General features: G+C 53.9%; 14 protein-coding genes. 3 read left to right on the forward strand and 11 right to left on the reverse strand.

The annotated features are described in order from the left end of the window. Positions 1 to 31: 31 nt before the first annotated feature. From E8K79_RS13100 to E8K79_RS13130, 7 genes are all read right to left on the reverse strand, one after another. Positions 32 to 991 (reverse strand): transposase, encoded by a 960-nt coding sequence (locus E8K79_RS13100; protein ID WP_136515128.1) that lies wholly within the window; start codon positions 989 to 991, stop codon positions 32 to 34. Beyond that, positions 991 to 1,326 (reverse strand): transposase, encoded by a 336-nt coding sequence (locus E8K79_RS13105; protein WP_407925480.1) that lies wholly within the window; start codon positions 1,324 to 1,326, stop codon positions 991 to 993. The genes E8K79_RS13100 and E8K79_RS13105 overlap by 1 nt, the downstream gene beginning before the upstream one ends. A 74-nt stretch (positions 1,327 to 1,400) precedes the next feature. After that, positions 1,401 to 2,315 carry a toll/interleukin-1 receptor domain-containing protein gene (locus E8K79_RS13110; RefSeq protein WP_136515129.1) on the reverse strand — a complete coding sequence of 305 codons (915 nt, stop codon included), beginning with the start codon at positions 2,313 to 2,315 and terminating at the stop codon, positions 1,401 to 1,403. A 659-nt stretch (positions 2,316 to 2,974) separates the two neighbouring features. After that, a complete protein-coding gene (locus tag E8K79_RS13115; protein ID WP_136515130.1) occupies positions 2,975 to 3,961 on the reverse strand; it encodes a caspase family protein in 987 nt (328 codons plus the stop codon). Then, the gene (locus E8K79_RS13120) at positions 3,958 to 4,371 is read right to left on the reverse strand and encodes a TIR domain-containing protein (RefSeq protein ID WP_136515131.1); all 414 of its coding nucleotides are present in this window, start codon (positions 4,369 to 4,371) and stop codon (positions 3,958 to 3,960) included. The genes E8K79_RS13115 and E8K79_RS13120 overlap by 4 nt, the downstream gene beginning before the upstream one ends. 233 nt (positions 4,372 to 4,604) lie before the next feature. Continuing rightward, positions 4,605 to 5,582, reverse strand: coding sequence for a restriction endonuclease (locus E8K79_RS13125; protein ID WP_136515132.1), 978 nt, complete (start codon positions 5,580 to 5,582; stop codon positions 4,605 to 4,607). A 985-nt stretch (positions 5,583 to 6,567) separates the two neighbouring features. Then, a complete protein-coding gene (locus E8K79_RS13130) occupies positions 6,568 to 7,218 on the reverse strand; it encodes a hypothetical protein (protein ID WP_136515133.1) in 651 nt (216 codons plus the stop codon). 401 nt (positions 7,219 to 7,619) lie between these two features. Between E8K79_RS13130 and E8K79_RS13135 the strand changes: the two genes are divergently transcribed. The 3 genes from E8K79_RS13135 (at position 7,620) to E8K79_RS13145 (ending at position 11,333) form a co-directional block, all read left to right on the forward strand. Further along, on the forward strand, positions 7,620 to 10,679 hold the full coding sequence (locus E8K79_RS13135; RefSeq protein WP_136515134.1) for a hypothetical protein: 3,060 nt from the start codon (positions 7,620 to 7,622) through the stop codon (positions 10,677 to 10,679). A gap of 157 nt (positions 10,680 to 10,836) precedes the next feature. After that, positions 10,837 to 11,040, forward strand: coding sequence for a DUF4160 domain-containing protein (locus E8K79_RS13140; RefSeq protein WP_281276102.1), 204 nt, complete (start codon positions 10,837 to 10,839; stop codon positions 11,038 to 11,040). A gap of 53 nt (positions 11,041 to 11,093) precedes the next feature. Continuing rightward, positions 11,094 to 11,333, forward strand: coding sequence for a DUF2442 domain-containing protein (locus tag E8K79_RS13145; RefSeq protein ID WP_136515136.1), 240 nt, complete (start codon positions 11,094 to 11,096; stop codon positions 11,331 to 11,333). A 90-nt stretch (positions 11,334 to 11,423) separates the two neighbouring features. On the opposite strand, the gene E8K79_RS13150 is transcribed toward E8K79_RS13145, so the two are convergent. The 4 genes from E8K79_RS13150 to E8K79_RS13165 form a co-directional block, all read right to left on the reverse strand. Next, positions 11,424 to 12,047, reverse strand: coding sequence for a hypothetical protein (locus tag E8K79_RS13150; RefSeq protein WP_136515137.1), 624 nt, complete (start codon positions 12,045 to 12,047; stop codon positions 11,424 to 11,426). Next, positions 12,044 to 12,367, reverse strand: a complete 324-nt coding sequence (locus E8K79_RS13155) for a hypothetical protein (protein WP_136515138.1) — start codon at positions 12,365 to 12,367, stop codon at positions 12,044 to 12,046. Before E8K79_RS13155 ends, E8K79_RS13150 begins: the two co-directional genes overlap by 4 nt. 510 nt (positions 12,368 to 12,877) lie before the next feature. Continuing rightward, on the reverse strand, positions 12,878 to 14,332 hold the full coding sequence (locus E8K79_RS13160; RefSeq protein WP_136515139.1) for an NADH-quinone oxidoreductase subunit N: 1,455 nt from the start codon (positions 14,330 to 14,332) through the stop codon (positions 12,878 to 12,880). Positions 14,333 to 14,363: 31 nt separating this feature from the next. Further along, entirely contained in the window at positions 14,364 to 16,058 is a 1,695-nt protein-coding gene (locus E8K79_RS13165) for an NADH-quinone oxidoreductase subunit M (RefSeq protein ID WP_136515140.1), read from the reverse strand. Positions 16,059 to 16,082: the final 24 nt, after the last annotated feature.

Here is a 16,082-nt window from a genome sequence, read left to right on the forward strand (position 1 = left end):
GAGAGTTCGTGACAACGGAAATAGGCTAGGGTCAGGCTTGCAAAGTTGCAAAGTCGACAAGGATTTTATGAAGATTCTTCATCCGTTCAGCAATTTCGTGGTCGGACTTTGATCTAGCTGTCAGCCTTGTGATGGACGAACTAAGAGTCGTGACGTCGCGCCCAAAGACATGACCGAGATCTGTGAGAGTGTCATCACTCATTTCCCGTACCGCCCATGCCACCATTGAACGTGCTTCTGCCATCTTGAAGCTTCTGTCGGCATTAACCAGCCCCCCGCCCGTCAGCCCATAGAGGCGCTCCACTGCCTCTATTATTTCGGGAATCGCAGGCTTCCTCATATGCTCTGGTTCTATGTTGTCATGGATCTTATCCACAAAGTCATCCGGACCGAGAAAACGTGTATCGGCTATATCTCCGTGGCTGAAGACATCACAGTGCCCGTTTTGAATGTTCTCGTTGACGAAGTCCAGGAAGGCGGACCTGGCGCGTTGCATGTTGTTGCCGAAGTAGGCCAGGACGGGTTCCATCCGCAACCAGGGCAGGACTTCCTTGCCAACATAAGCACGATGGCTGCTCCAAGGATAGGCTGAAGGGTCCTTTACAAGATTCGCACGAATTGGATTCAGGTGGATATATGAGGTCAACTGAAGGAGGTATTCGTCGGCGTCGACCAGGATCGCCCTGTACCGTCCTTGGAAGAGGTGCCCGACTCTTTTTTGCCGCCAGTTTATCCAGCGGGTATACCTAAAAGCCAAGTTCTGGATGATCCTTGATAGCGGGACATCAGAGACTTGGCAGAGGAGGTGTACATGGTTGGTCATCAGACAGAAAGAGAGGATCGAATGGCCAAACCTTTCGATCCCCTCTTGGAGAAGCAGGTAGAACTTATACCGGTCCACCTCATCAAAGAAAATGTCCTGCCGGTCGTTACCCCGCAGGATGACGTGATAGTAAGCACCAGGGAAATGTATGCGCTGCCGGCGAGCCATTAGCCAAAGCTAACCCAACTTTGCAACTTTGCAAGCCTGACCCCAGATTCCACAACTCTGTTTTGCCGCCAGTTTATCCAGCGGGTGTACCTAAACGCGAGATTCTGGATGATCCTTGATAGCGGAACGTCGGAGACCTGGCAGAGGAGGTGTACGTGGTTGGTCATCAGACAGAAAGAGAGGATCGAATGGCCAAACCTTTCGATCCCCTCTTGGAGAAGCAGGTAGAACTTGTACCGGTCCACCTCATCAAAGAAAATGTCCTGCCGGTCGTTACCCCGCAGGATGACGTGATAGTGAGCACCAGGGAAATGTATGCGCTGTCGGCGGGCCATTAACCAAAGTTAACCCAACTTTGCAACTTTGCAAGCCTGGCCCCAGATCCCAGATCCCCGGATCCCGCACCCCTTTACTCGGAGTCAGGTCCGTTTAGGATATTTTCTGTCAGTTCTTTCTGCTTGAGGGAGAGCTCCTTCATGTCTGTGACACCTCTGGCTAATGCACTGACATCAAACTCTACAATTTTTCCAACTGCAGCCATGTCTTTCATCTGATTGAATGCCTTGTTTAATTGTTCTAAAGACGGTTCATCTGGACTACTTTTACAATTTAAATCCAAAGTTTGTGGAAAAGATTCAAAAACTTTTTTAACTTTTGATAATAACTCACCAGAAGTATTGAGATGTGAAAAAGATGATTCAAACATTTCTACAAAATTATCAAGTTTGATGTCGCGCTCTTTTGAATATTCGAGACGTAAATTTTCGCGACGCAATTGTTCTCGCGTGTTTTGGAGCAATTCTTCAAGCATTTCATCAGACGTTCTTCGTGCTATTGGTTCAGTAATTATTGGAACAGTTGAAATTTTATTGCTCAATTTTGGCCACCAAACTTCAAAAATTTCCTCTAACTCTGATTCAGGCATTTTGTGTTCAACAAGGGCAGAGTTTAGGGTTTTTAGCAATCGCATAACACCACTATGGTCCAAAACTACAGATTGAAATTGGGTGAGAGGTCCGGTCAACTGCCCTGGTTGCATTTCCAACAGTACAGGGCACACAAATGTCTGATCAATAGTTTTTGACAACGCACCTGATTCGAACTGAAGCCATGGATTATGTTGATTCTCAGGTGTTACACAGATAATTCCTACCTTTGCTTGCGAAAGTTCTGAAGACACATCAGTAAGCCATCTTGCTCCAGCAGAAATATCCTCTTGGGACATCCATGGACGGAGAGTTTGTAAAACTTTTGGAAGCCAATTGCGTATTGCCTCTGCAACAAACTTACTTCGTTCTCCGGACCAGCTGATAAACACCCGCATTTACCCCTCCTGTTAGAATGTATGATCAGAGCAATTCTGGTGCGTATGAACAGCTGATCTCCGCTAATCTGTTATTCTACAGATTCAATAGATTCAGATACAGTTCTGTCCTACACGTCTCGCAATTTAAATCGATTTTAGACCATGGTCAATGAAAATAGGTGCTGTGCTTGTTGGATCAATTTTGCGGGGATCCGCAAGTTCCGGCGAGGGTGTGTGGTTAGGCACATAAGTTCTGTGGGCAACGCTGTTTTAAGGTACTTAAGATGACGTCATAGGTATCGCCGATAAAAATAGCCGATTAGCGCTAATCTTCAGCAGCATGCTTTTTAAGACGTTTTCTGTCGCACCACCGCAGTAGGATCGCCATGAATAATCACCCTCACAAGGAGTCACACATGGCGCAGAATCAGTAATGTGACGTCTTACCCTAAGTCATTGCTTTCTAAAGCTTTCCCTTCTCTACACGTTCTCAACGTAAAAGTGCAGATATCTGGGCTCCCGTGAGGGCCGGACCGGACATTGTTGAACTCGTGGACCTTATTTTCCGCAGCCTGAACAGCCTGTCTCTTGAAAAGGTCCACAACGTCAACTACCCCCTTTGGCTCCCCGAATCTCCACAACTATTGTCTGTCCCATTATAATCGTCGGAATATCCCTTATATAAGCCCCTTTGCTGCTAAGCGACGGTAGTGCTCGCCAAGAGCGGTTAGACGGACGGTCTTGCTTTCCATTGCCGCGTGCCACATATGCGGTGCGCCTTCAGGTACCGCAAGCCCCACGCGGTTGTATTTCTGAAGGATTTTGAAGATAGCGTTGTGGTCGGGGTTCGGAGTGGGAATGCCTTGCGGATCTTTGACCCAACATTCGTGTCTCTCCGGCTCATAGCTTGGATCAATTTGGAAATGAAAACCGGAAGTTGGAAAAAACTCTGCAATCCGACGAAGTTCAGCAAGTTCTAGTGGGGGGTGAACTTTCCTCAAAGACACAAAGCGAGTGACATTTGTCTTAAAGACGGGTCTTTGCGCCCACGGCCCAAGTGACTGGTCTACGTGTGCATAGACCCCGCCAGGGGTTACGTCTCCTACGAGGTTGGCGGCAGCTCCGCCGAGCGCGTCGACAAGTAAGCTGGTAAAAACACCGGCTCCATTTTCCTCAGTTGCATATTGTTCAGCAGTTGAGGCGGTTAGAATGGTCACTCCATCGCTGATCTCGGCCACCTTGTGCTGCAACGCGCTTCCTCCCGCGACGCCGCTATGACAGCTATCAAGAACTATCACTCGATTTTGAATCCTCGATTGATTTGCCATGGTCAGAATCTCAGCCAATGGCACACCATCGTTTCCAGTCTTTACGTCGGAAGAGCAAAGATACCCGCCAGTTGCTTCAATATGGCCATGGCCTGCGAAGTACAGAAGTGCCACTTCACCATCCCCCGCAAATAGGCTTTCAATGGCCTGTCTAAGCTCATCACGCCCAACGGGATCAGCCGGGCCAGTGGCGGTCAGAAGCTTTACACCAAAATTCACCGAACCATCAGAATGCCGATCTAGCATGGTTTTGACAGCAAATGAATCATTGACACAGCCATATAATGGCAAGACATTGATGTAATGGTCAATACCGACAACGAGCGCTTTTCTCACTTTATATTCTTTCCTTCTTTCATTACTTGATCGACAGCAGAAGCAATTTTCTCCCAGTCCCAACTGATTGTCCGGTTGCGCTGGAGTCCATCAGGAAGGTTGCTAGAATTGTTTGCCCCATCAACGTAAACGCCAAAGACTGGAACGGCTTGGTCTTTTGCCTTTTTTATTTCCTTGGCAACACCGGTAGCGCTTGCCATGGTTTTACCAACAAGGACAATAAGCGCGTTGCATTTGTTGATTTTGTCCTTAACTATGGCCTCCCACTGTGACTGTGGCATCGCCGATTTGGCAGACCAGTCCTGAATAGAAAATGGCGTCTTTGAATTCTTTGCTTGCCCTGTAAATAAGTTTTTTTCAGTTTCATTGTGGTCGAAGTCAAAACTAATGAATGCTCTCGGGTCTGCCACTTTTCTCTCCTTGTTTGTAATTGAAGTTAATTCCGAAGATATGGCTCCTCAGGTATTCCGGTGTTCTGGGTATTCCCAGGTATCCCGGGGACACAATACGTATAGTCACTTAACATAATAACTGCCTCGCCTACCGGCCTCCACTCATTCCTATTTCCAGGCCTACCAGGACTCTTCTTACTGAGGTGAACGAGGATAACAAGCCCCCCCTGAAATCCTGCCTAAGCTTCCCTTTACGCTGGCCATGCTTTCTTACACAGAAGGCATCCGTAAAAGCTCTGCCCCTCTTTCGGCCCACCCTGGAACGTCCTCAGGACAAGTTCACTGCCACAATCCGGGCAGGTCCTTTGCTGTTCTTCTTTCGGCTGCTCCGCCTCTGTACCTGGTGACGTTGGGACCGGACCCGCAACCGCGAAGACCTGGGTGCCGTTGCATTTTGGGTAGGTGTTGCAGCCCCAGAACTTCTGGCCTGCATTTGGTCCTTTGCGGGCTACTCGGACTTGCATCGCTGCACCGCACCTCGGACAGTGGGGCGCGGCTGAGGCAGCAACATTCGCTGAGGATGGCTGTGGTGCTACGTTGCGGCGGATTGTTCCGATCATAGACTTCAGCTTCTGGCCGTCGATGAGTTCGAGATTGAGTCCCTTCACAAAGGCCTTGGCGTCTTCGGTGAATGTGCCGGAGGTTACGAAGTACCCACCGGCTGCTCCTGCTGCGGCCATTACTCCGTAGAACTCTCGCACGGGCTGGACGCTGACCTTGTACGCCTTCCACTGCTTGCACTGCACCAGGTGCTTCTCTCTCCCCTTGCGCAAAACGAGATCCACGCCGCCATCCGGCCCGCTACCACCCTCTCGTGCGACCTCAAATCCCTTCCGCTTGAAATGCTCGGCTACCAACGTCTCGAACTCGCCCCAGCTCATCTCGTTCAGTGATGCGACATCGGCGCGCGCCTTGACCGTTTCGTAGAGCTTGCGCTGCTTCATGGAGTTGAATGCGGAGATACCTGCCCCGATTAGGAAGGCGGGAGCGAGAAAGAACTGCCCGAACATCGCGAACATGGGCGCGACGAGGTTGCCGGGGTTTTGGGAGGGGAGTGCACGGGAAATGAGGAAGGATACGACGGCAAGAATGACGGAGATCCACCAGGGGAACTTGCTGGCGATGATGACGATGTCTTCTAGGGGACTGGTGCGGTTTTTGCGGGCCATGGGACTTTGCGCAACTCCTTAGGCGGGATAGCGTAAACATCATTAACACATGCAGAAACATTGTTAAAGAAAATTCAACACCGCAAACCAATTTACTCACGCAGAGACGCCAAGACGCAAAGAAATGTGATTAACAGGGGTGGAGGGGCTGAACGGGGATTACTACCTATGACCGAGGCTGCTGATGGTTCAACCTCTTGCGCTCCCAATTTACTCCTGACGCTGGAGGTTCAATCTCTAGCGTTCTCAATTTACTCCCGATGCTAGAGGTTCAACCTCTGGCGTTTTCAATTTACTCCCGACGCTGGAGGTTCAACCTCTGGCGTTTTCAATTTACTCACGACGCTGGAGGTTCAACCTCTGGCGTTTTCAATTTACTCTCGACGCTGGAGGTTCAACCTCTGGCGTTTTCAAATTACTCGCGACGCTGGAGGTTCAACCTCTGGCGATTTCAATTTACTCGCGACGCTGGAGGTTCAACCTCTGGCGATTTCAATTTACTCACGACGCTGGAGGTTCAACCTCTGGCGCTTTCAATTTACTCGCGACGCTGGAGGTTCAACCTCTAGCGTTTTCAATTTACTCACGACGCTGGAGGTTCAACCTCTGGCGTTTTCAATTTACTCGCGACGCTAGAGGTTCAACCTCTGGCGCTCTCAATTTACTACCGGCGCCGGAGGTTCGATGTCACGGGTTTCCAATTTACTGCCGAGGTTGGAGGTTGAAGGTATTACGTTTTGAATTCAGCAATTGGGCCAGAGGTGGGATCGCCCTCACCCCGACCCTCTCCCGGAGGGAGAGGGAGGAAAGAAGGCACTCATTGAGGAAAACCTAGGCGATGCCGAGATCCTAGAGTGCCCGCGGCGTTTCATTTGCTGCTGGGAGATCCTGCGAGGTGAGGCGGCAAGAAGTGTGGATCGTTTGGAAGTAGCGAGGCAGGTGTGCGGCTGCAGGTCGGTCTCTGCAGCCGCACCAGGAATGCGGGTTAACTCAGCACGATGTCGACTACTGCGGACCAAGGACCGTATCCGGCATTGTTGTGGTACCTCGTCCGGATGTAGTACCGCTTGACCAACTCGCCTTTCAACTCCACTTTACACCTATAAGACCTCTCTGCACTTTTCCAGGAAGACTCGTCATTCGGGTTGTCCGTGTACTGGACCTCGAGACTGCCCATGCCCTGACACTTGTTCACCACCACATAGAAGATCCCGGACCCCTTCGGCCCCGGTTTCAGGTCCACTTTGCCGGGTTGCCCCGGCAGGATGGTGGTCGCCGGCTTGCTCGTATAGGTCCTGTGGCGCAGTTCGTAGCCAATGTCCATCAGCGAGGGATTGTTTTCATGCGTGGCGACCATCACTGAGTGCTGACCGGCAAAGGTAAAGGCCGTGAATATATTTTCGCGTGCCTTGTCCCTGTCTTCGACCATCCGTTTGCCGCCACCCTTCGCCGCATTCGACTTCTCCCCAAGTGCGTCCGCCAGCGTGTCGAATGTATCACCCACTGGCACATGAGGTCCGACATTTTGGAAGGCGGCGTGCCCCCTCAACCTTCGCCCAAAGATGCGAGCTTCCTGCATGAGGTCGCCGTCAGAAAGCTTCCAGAGATGCGACAGTTCGTGCTTCGGTACCGACATAATGGCCTCCTTTCATGGGTTACCTGCCTCGCATCGGCAGACGCGATGAATATTAGCCTGCGCCAATTTTTAGTCAAGCGTTGCCTGGCGTTTTTTTCCGAACTCCGTATGAAACGTAGGGCGTCCCGCGCTGTTCTCCCCCGCGTGACGCCTTCCCTCCACCACTCAAAAAACACCATACGTGCCCCCTTCCTAGCCCGGTCCTCCCTGCCTTCACCCTCCGTAGGCTTCGGTCCGCAGGTGAGTGCGGGAGCTCACCACCCCCTTGTAATATTACAAACATCTAATACAATGGTTTCATTCGGCTCATAATTCCTCGCGATGGGACCTGCCCACTCATGACTGAACCTGCTCCCGTACCGCCACATCTTTTCAAAAACCTTTCCACCAGGGCGCGTAACGTGCTCATCAATCTCAAGGTCGAGTCGCACCAGGACCTCATCGCCTTGAGCGAGCGCGGCCTCCCCAAGATCCGATGGTGCGGCACCAAAACTACGGCTGAACTCACACGGCTGCTTGAAGGAGTTCAGCTAGATTACGTACCGATGCATTCCTCTTTGGCGCAACCTTCGGGCTGCGCCGAGGGTGCTGCTGCCTCCGAAGTTTCCGCTCCCCGAATGGCTGCCGTCCCTTCAAAATGGAGCATCCTGAATAGCACCCTCGCGGAGTTATTCACCGATGCCGCTTCGTCTTCGCAGTATGCATGGCCGGAAACAATCAAGCTCCCGCCTGCAGATCTGGTGCGGCTTCGCGCCGCAGGCATCTTCCCGGAGGATACTCCGTACCTTCTTTGCTCGTTCACCATAGAGTACCTGCTCGAAGCCGGCTTGAGCGATGCGGCCCTGTCCGCCATGCTGCATGCCGTGGTACGCGGTTCACAGCTACCTGGAGACGCGCTCCCCACTCTTGCCGTAGTGCCTGCGGACGTCTCTTTATATGCTGATTTTCCTGAAGGGCTGCTCGATCCGCTTATCGTCCCAGATTTCCCCTTCCCTCCTCTCCTTGGCTTTGTGGATGCCCCAACTGACGCAGTCGCCTGGAGCGTCGTTGCGAAGATCACGGAACGTTCAGTTATAAAAAGGCTTGGCTTCTCGGTCACAGCCCTGCGCGCCATCCGTTACCTGTGGCAACTCAAGGAGCGTGCCGTAGCTTTCGTTGAGTCCGCCGCAGCTGGACTGCCCACCGCTTTGTATCTCGACTTGGACCGACTGCTCGACCAATACACGCTGACTGCAGGCACAAACGGAGGCGGCACCGAGCCACCGAAACACTGGGACTGGTATCCGCGCCTGGCCAGGAAGCGGTTTGGGCCGGCCGCCAATAAGGTTTCCTTGCGGAAGTTGGGGGAGGAGATAGGCGTAACCACTGAACGGGTTCGACAGGTTGAATCCAAATTGCTGCAAAAACTGACGGACGGGGCGAATCTTCTGCACCTCGATTATCTCTGGCGTTTGCTCGACCATTTCTTGTTTTCAAGTGGCGGCGCGCGCTATGCCTACGAACTTTGTCTCTCTTTGCAGACGGTGCACGGCTGGGATGCACCTCCCTCAGAGGAGACGCTTTGCGTCCTCATGGGCCTCTCGCCAAGGTATCGGGTGGATACGGATTCATTCCCCGTCAGGATATCCCTCACCACCGCTTGCTGCACCGGTTGTGAGGCCGCCGGTGCCGCCCTTTCGGAGGCTCTCATGGCATCGAAAACCGCCACCTTTACCTACGATCACGCACTCGATGTCGTACGGGGTGCCTGCGTTAGGATGCAGTGCCCGGAGCTGCGTAAGATCACCTCCTTCTCCCCTAGTCTCGTTGAATTCATAGCGGACCCGTCACCGTCTCTCAGCGTCCACGACCAAGAGGTGCACCTTGAGCTGCCGCAGCATAAGTGCACCCTTATTCAGGAGCTAGAGGAGGTCATGCTCTCGGCCCCAGACGGTATGCATTACAAAGAGGCCTATCAATGCCTGAAACTTCTGAACCCGGAAACTACCACCAGCGCTCAATCGGTTCACGGCCGGTTGACGGACGCCAAGTGGGCGTTGCTGTGGGGCATGGGAACCTTCAAGCATCGTGCATTGCTGACCATCCCCGTCCCACTCATCACTGAAATTCTCGAAGACTTCGCCTATGAATTAGAGAGATACGACGTTCCCTACCTGTGTGCCAACGGTCATCATTTTGATCGATACGCGGAACGGCTCCGGGCACAGGACATACCTACGTCACGCGCCCTCTACTCTTGCATGAAAATCGTGGGAAGCCCCACCATGAGCTTCGAGGAATACCCGTACGTCCTGAGGAAAAGTCACGTTGGCCCTAGGCCCCCGGTTTCCTTATTGATCGAGCAGTTCCTCCTCAAGGCGCGTCGAGCGGTTTCCTATAAGCAACTGAAAGATTTCGAGGTTGGCATACTCGGCGGCCACATACTGCATATGCACAGCCATTTGAACCGGTCGCGCAACGTCCTGAAGATTGAGAACATCCTGCTTCATATCGACCACACGCAATACGTAACAGATCAGTTGCGTCGCATGGTCGAGACACCTCCATTGGAGGATGACGGGAGCGAACCCACGGAGGTCGCACTCTTCAGAAAACATCAGGACGCATGCGAAGCAATCGGCATAGCAGGGCCAAAGGAGCTTTTTTGTTTCGTGGAGCGGTTTTTACCCGGAACGGTAAATTGGCATCTGGATCCCAATCGGAAGTATCCGCTCTGGAAACAGGCAGCGGTTAAAGATGAGAAGGTGCAGGCAAAGCCGAAATCCAAGTCGCGCAGACCCAAGTCGCCCTCCCCCGAGCCGCCCGCTAAAAGGACCACCGCTGCGCCTCCCCCTGCCGACTGGGTGTACGCCTACCTGGAAGATCTGGGTAAGCCCTGCCTTACAAAGAACCTTTTCGAGGCCTTCCGTACCGACCCGCTGCAAAACAATCTCTATAAGCTGTGGTTCGGGAAGACGGAGAGGGTTTTGTGGTACTCGCGGGATAGTGTGATCGCACGAAAGACCCTCGAATGGGACGACGAAAAACAGTACGCCCTCGAGACCCTCGCCCTGGTGCACCTGGAGCATGCCGAAGGGCGCAACAAGCCTTACGGGTCGTGTCGTGAGCTGTTACTGCATCATTCCGGGCAGTTGCCTGAACTCGCGCAGGGGCTTGCCTGGACTCCGGTGCTGCTCCACGGGCTTTTGGTGTCCGGTGACAACTTCGTCCAGATTGGCAGGCAGAAGGATCTGTTCGTTTCGGTGGACAACTCGCAAGGCATACAAACGCTGAACGACCTTCTCTACCACCTCCTGCTGGCCGAGCACGGCGGCTGTACGCCGAAGAAGGAGTTCATGGCCGTTTGCGAGAGGGAGGGGATCATCCTCAAGCCATCGGCGCTGTTTCTGACAGGGAAGGATCCGCGGGTGGTTATCGATGGTGATGTGATAAGAGCGGCGGCGCTTGAAGCTGGGGGTTAGAAAGTCTCACCACAGAGGGCTCCGAGGAGCTCGGAGGGCCCCGGAGGAGCGGGGTGTGTACACCTGGTGAGGAGGTCTGCGTCCTAGGGCGCCCTTATTGTTTAATATTTTGGGTAATGTGTTGTATATTGGGGTGTCTACGATGCCGACAATCTCGATGTTTTACGGAATCGTCATTTACATGTTTTTCTACGATAACAAGCGGCATTCGTTGCCACACCTCCACGCGACTTATGGCGACCATGATGCTGTTTACTCTATTGAGGATGGCGATTTGCTGGAAGGTAATTTGCCAAGGAACAAACAAAAGCTTGTTCAGGCCTGGATTGAGATACATCGGGAGGATCTGATTGCGGACTGACGTCTCGCCGTCAATGGGCAAAATCCTCTGCCGATCAAACCTTTGGAGTGACAATGGACAAGGTAGTTTCAGTAAGGGCATTAGCTGACAGGAAAGTCGCCGTAGTTTTCGCTGACGGGAAATCAGGGGTGTTTGACGTATCGCCCTATATAAAGACCGATTTTTTTGCACGCCTAAACGACGCTGCGTATTTTAACCAAGTGCGCCTCTTCTTTTCGGGAATAGGGTGGCCGGATGGACAGGATTTCGGTCCTGACACCATCGCAGCTGAGTTGCAACCTATGCGGGAGTAGTTCTCGCCTCCCGAGGAGGCAGGTTAGGCATAAAGTGCGATGATGATGTCCCGCCTTCACCTCTGCTCAATTGTTCGCAGGCTACCATCCTTACTTGGCCTTGGCTCTTGGTTGCTGGCCAGTTGTTGCAGCGCTCTTCCGCAAGGCTTGAAGCTTTTCACGAACGAGGGGGTCAAGGGTCGAGTCGGCGAGGCCTGTTGCCTTTACCTTCTCAAGAAATTTGTCCACACCTCCGAATGCCTTAACCTCACGTTGAATCAAATCTGTGAAGAGAGCTGACAATACGTCGTCTGTTATACCGATATTGCTCGCTTCTTTGCGGGCTATAGGATTCGAACTCATCGCGTATCCAGCGCCTATCTCCTTACATCCTTCCGAGGAAACGACGACTATGATGCCGTCGTCATTTTCAGCCTCGAATTCTCCTGTCGGACCGGCGCCGAAATCCACTTCGATCAAACCGTAAACGTAATAGAAGGTCTCCTTGCCTTTATTGTGCTTACCGAAGACCCACAGCTTTCTATGCTGCTCGAGTAGAGTGGTACAGCGAAAGACCTCGGAGGGAGCGGGTTCGAATTTCACTTTTGAAGGTGAATAACCGATTCCGAACACAGGGTCACATGACAAGAGTTCCTTCGTTGGTTTCGCTGCTGATGGAATGGCATTCAGGGCAATTGCTAGCACTAACATGACTTTCGCAACGAAATACCTCATTTGGCCTCCTTCCTTCTGAAGATACAGAATGGTTTGGACGTCCAGATCCGGTGCACAAAGAACCCTTGCCCATACTTTCCATCTCTATCGCTTCCTTCCTGTACGAAATCAGACTGCCACTTATCTCCCGTGAACATCTCTATGTGGCCATGAACGTGGCCTGTAGGGACATCGGCCGGAAATACTGCAATGTCACCTGTCCTAGGCACATATTTTTCTGTATCCACAGTTTCAAACCCTATTCTCGGCAAGTAATCTTTGTAATCCGCAGCGGAGACAGGATTATTAGGAGTAGGCTGATAACCTGCGTTGATAGCCAATCGGACTGCTGTAGCACACCTTCCTTTTGAGCGTTTCCCTGCCCACCCGTTGCACGGGTTTCTAAGGTATGCTGCCGCAGCAAGACGGTCCCAACCTTTACTGACAAGTATGTGGGCCGTCCTACTCCGGATTACATTCGTGTTTGTGGCTCCATGATCATTGATCCCAAGAGGCCCAGGGGTGTCTCCCCTCGTGTGTTTTAAACCCAAATGCTGGTCTGCGGCATCATTGCGCCCCAGTGGGCCTGGGGTACGAGGCGCTACTAACTCACCCACGTCATCCAGGATGATTCTTGGTATTCGTGAGTTGGCCATCTTTGAGCCTCCTGTAGGAGGGGAGCGTGAAGGTGGAAATGTAGCAAAGGGGGGGACGTGAGGCCATGTGCAGCGCTTCGAGGGAGGGACTCAGCATTCCCGGTACTATCCGCATAACCTCATATCGAGGTCAGACGCAAAAAGGGCACCCGAATCGGGTGCCCTCGTTTTTTTGCTTTTCCTATCCTGCTTGTCTTAGAACTGGACGGCCTTCTGTGCCAGCTCGAGGACGGTGCCCGGAACCATGCCGAGTACCAGGGTGGCACCGACGGCTACCAGCAGGCAGACAGCGACTGCCGGGGTGGCACCGGCCCACTCGAAGTCTTCGCTCGGGTCTTTCATGTACATGAAGACCATGACGCGCAGGTAGTAGTACAGGGAGGCTGCGGAGTTCAGCACGCCGATCACGGCCAGCCAGACGTAACCTGCCTTGATGGCGGCGCTGAAGAGGTAGAACTTCCCGATGAAACCGGCGGTCGGCGGCATGCCGGCCAGGGAGAACAGGAAGATGCTGAGCACCAGGGCCAGAAGCGGCTTCTTGTGACCGAAGCCCGCGAGGTCCTGCACGTTGCCGTTGCTCTCGCCTTTCTTGGTGATGAGAACGAGAACGGCGAAGGCGCCGATGTTCATGAATGCGTAGGAGAGCATGTAGAACAGGATGCCTGCTGCACCTTCGGCGTTGACGGCGGCGAAACCGACCAGGGCGTACCCTGCATGCGCGATGGAGGAGTAAGCAAGCATCCTCTTCACGTTGTCCTGGGAAAGGGCGATGATGTTACCGACGGTCATGGTGAGCACAGCCAGGACCCACAGGAGGTTGCCCCACTCTACCCTCAACATCGGGAAGGCGAAGATCATCACGCGGATGAAGGCGGCGAAGCCGGCTGCCTTAGGACCTGCGGACATGAACGCGGTGATCGGGGTCGGCGCACCCTCGTAGACGTCCGGGGTCCACATGTGGAACGGTGCCGCCGCGATCTTGAAAGCGAAGCCGGTGGCCATGAGCAGCATGCCGACAACGAAGAAGGTGTTGTTCGCTACGCCGGGGTTACCCATGACGAAAGCGGAGATGGCGTGGATCTTGGTGCTCCCGGTCGCGCCGTAGGTGAGCGCCATGCCGTAGAGCAGGAAGCCGGTGGAGAAGGAGCCAAGCAGGAAGTACTTGAGACCCGCCTCGTTCGACTGCAGCCTGTTGCGGTTGAAGCCGGCCAGCACGTACAGGCAGATGGAAAGAAGCTCGAGACCGAGGAAGATGACCATCAGGTCGGTCCCGGCCGCCATCAGCATCATACCGACGGTGGAGAAAAGAATCAGGGGGTAGAGCTCACCCTGGTTGCACTCTTCCTGGGCCATGTAGCGGTCGGCGATCAGGATCGCGAGCCCCGCGGAAACCAGGAAGATCACCTTGAAGAAGGTGGCGAAGTTGTCCTGCACTACCGAACCGTTGAACGCCGATACTGACGGCCCCCAGCCGCCCACCACGCTCGCCGCGGTCACTGCAAGGCCGATGATGCTCAGGTAACCGAGGTAGGCCTTGTTATTGCCCGGCACGAAGACGTTGACGAGCAGCAGCACCATGGCTATGCATGAGAGTAGTATCTCAGGCATGATCACTGCCAGGTTTATGGCCGGCATAGCAATTGTTTCCATCTATAATCCTCCGTCAGTAGTTCTAAGCGGTCTATTTTGCTTCGTGGTTTGCGGGGATGGCCGGGTGTCCTTCAGGCAGACCGGCGGGTGCTGCTGCCGGTGCCGCTTCTGCGCCGACTGCAGGGTGACCTGCGGGCATGCCGGCGGGTGCCGCACCTGCCTCGGACATGCCAGGAACGGCCATGTGACCCGGGGGAAGCGCCGGTACTGCGCCGGGAAGCTGGGCTACCTGCTTCTGCACCTTGGTCTGCGCGATCATCTTGTCGATGGAGGGCGCCATGCTGTCGATGATCGGGCGCGGGTAGATGCCCAGGAAGAAGATGAGGAAGATGAGCGGCAGCATGATGGCAACTTCGCGTGCGTTCAGGTCCTTCAGGTTCTGGTTCTTCGGATTCTTCAGCTCGCCGAACATGACCCTCTGGAACATCCAGAGCATGTAGACGGCGGAGAGGATGACGCCGGAGGTGGCGATGATCGCGTACCAACGAAGGCCGCTCTCGAAGGAACCGAGGAGCACCAGGAATTCACCAACGAAGCCGTTCGTACCCGGCAGGCCGATGGAGGAGAAGGTGACGATCATGAACATGGTGGCGAAAACCGGCATCTGCTTCGCGAGACCGCCGAAGTCGGAGATGAGACGGGTGTGACGCCGCTCGTAGATGAAGCCGACGATAAGGAACAGCGCGCCGGTGGAAACACCGTGGTTCAGCATCTGCAGCATGCCGCCGGTGACGCCCTGCTGGTTTAAGGCGTAGACGCCGAGCATTACGAAGCCTAAGTGGGCTACGGAGGAGTAAGCGACCAGTTTCTTGACGTCTTGCTGCATCATGGCGACGAGCGAAGCGTAGATGATGCCGATAACCGACAGGGTCGCGATGAGCGGGGTGAACTGGGCGTTGGCCTCCGGGAAGAGCGGCATTGCGAAACGAACGTAACCGTAGGTACCGCACTTAAGCATGACGGCGGCCAGGATTACGGAGCCTGCGGTCGGTGCCTCGGTATGGGCATCCGGCAACCAGGTGTGCAGCGGGAACATCGGGACCTTGATGGCGAAGGCCAGGGCGAAGGCCAGGAACATCCACATCTGGGTGGCCGGGTCAAGGTGCAGTTCGTAGAAGCGCAGGATGCTGAAGTCGCCGCCGCCTGCCTTGAAGTAGAGGGCGATCAAAGCGACCAGCATGAGGAGCGAGCCGACCGCGGTGTAGATGAAGAACTTGACTGCCGCGTAGATCCTGTTCTTGCCGCCCCAGATACCGATCATGAAGTACATCGGGATCAGCATGATCTCCCAGAAGATGTAGAAGAGGAAGAGATCGAGCGAGATAAAGGTACCGATCATGCCGACTTCGAGAAGCAGCAGGCAGATCATGTATTCCTTCACCTTCTCCTCAACCGCCGTGTAGGTGGAGAGGATGGCGATCGGCATGATGAAGGTGGTCAGGATGACGAGCCAGAGGCTGATACCGTCGATGCCCAGGTGATAGCTCATCTGGAAGGGGCCTGCCGCGATCCAGGGGATGTTCTCAAGGAACTGGAACCCGCCGATGTCGGTGCCCGGCGCGTTGTACCCGGTGATCAGGGGCAGCGAGAGGATAAACGTCACCACCGTCACCGCCATGGCGATGGTACGGAGCACGCCGTGGCTGTTCTTGTTCACAAAGAGGAGCAGTATCGCCCCGATCAGCGGTGTGAAGGTTAATATGCTCAGTAACGGTAGCTGGCTCATTTACTCTGCTCCTTTTACTTCAGG

Source organism: Geomonas edaphica (assembly GCF_004917075.1).
GTDB classification, from domain to species: Bacteria; Desulfobacterota; Desulfuromonadia; order Geobacterales; family Geobacteraceae; genus Geomonas; species Geomonas edaphica.

Bases quoted from the DNA above. Each gene is read 5' to 3' on its own strand.
- E8K79_RS13100 (WP_136515128.1), bottom strand. From the start codon at position 991: ATGGCTCGCCGGCAGCGCATACATTTCCCTGGTGCTTACTATCACGTC.
- E8K79_RS13105 (WP_407925480.1), bottom strand. From the start codon at position 1,326: ATGGCCCGCCGACAGCGCATACATTTCCCTGGTGCTCACTATCACGTC.
- E8K79_RS13110 (WP_136515129.1), bottom strand. From the start codon at position 2,315: ATGCGGGTGTTTATCAGCTGGTCCGGAGAACGAAGTAAGTTTGTTGCA.
- E8K79_RS13125 (WP_136515132.1), bottom strand. From the start codon at position 5,582: ATGGCCCGCAAAAACCGCACCAGTCCCCTAGAAGACATCGTCATCATC.
- E8K79_RS13130 (WP_136515133.1), bottom strand. From the start codon at position 7,218: ATGTCGGTACCGAAGCACGAACTGTCGCATCTCTGGAAGCTTTCTGAC.
- E8K79_RS13140 (WP_281276102.1), top strand. From the start codon at position 10,837: ATGTTTTACGGAATCGTCATTTACATGTTTTTCTACGATAACAAGCGG.
- E8K79_RS13145 (WP_136515136.1), top strand. From the start codon at position 11,094: ATGGACAAGGTAGTTTCAGTAAGGGCATTAGCTGACAGGAAAGTCGCC.
- E8K79_RS13150 (WP_136515137.1), bottom strand. From the start codon at position 12,047: ATGAGGTATTTCGTTGCGAAAGTCATGTTAGTGCTAGCAATTGCCCTG.
- E8K79_RS13160 (WP_136515139.1), bottom strand. From the start codon at position 14,332: ATGGAAACAATTGCTATGCCGGCCATAAACCTGGCAGTGATCATGCCT.
- E8K79_RS13165 (WP_136515140.1), bottom strand. From the start codon at position 16,058: ATGAGCCAGCTACCGTTACTGAGCATATTAACCTTCACACCGCTGATC.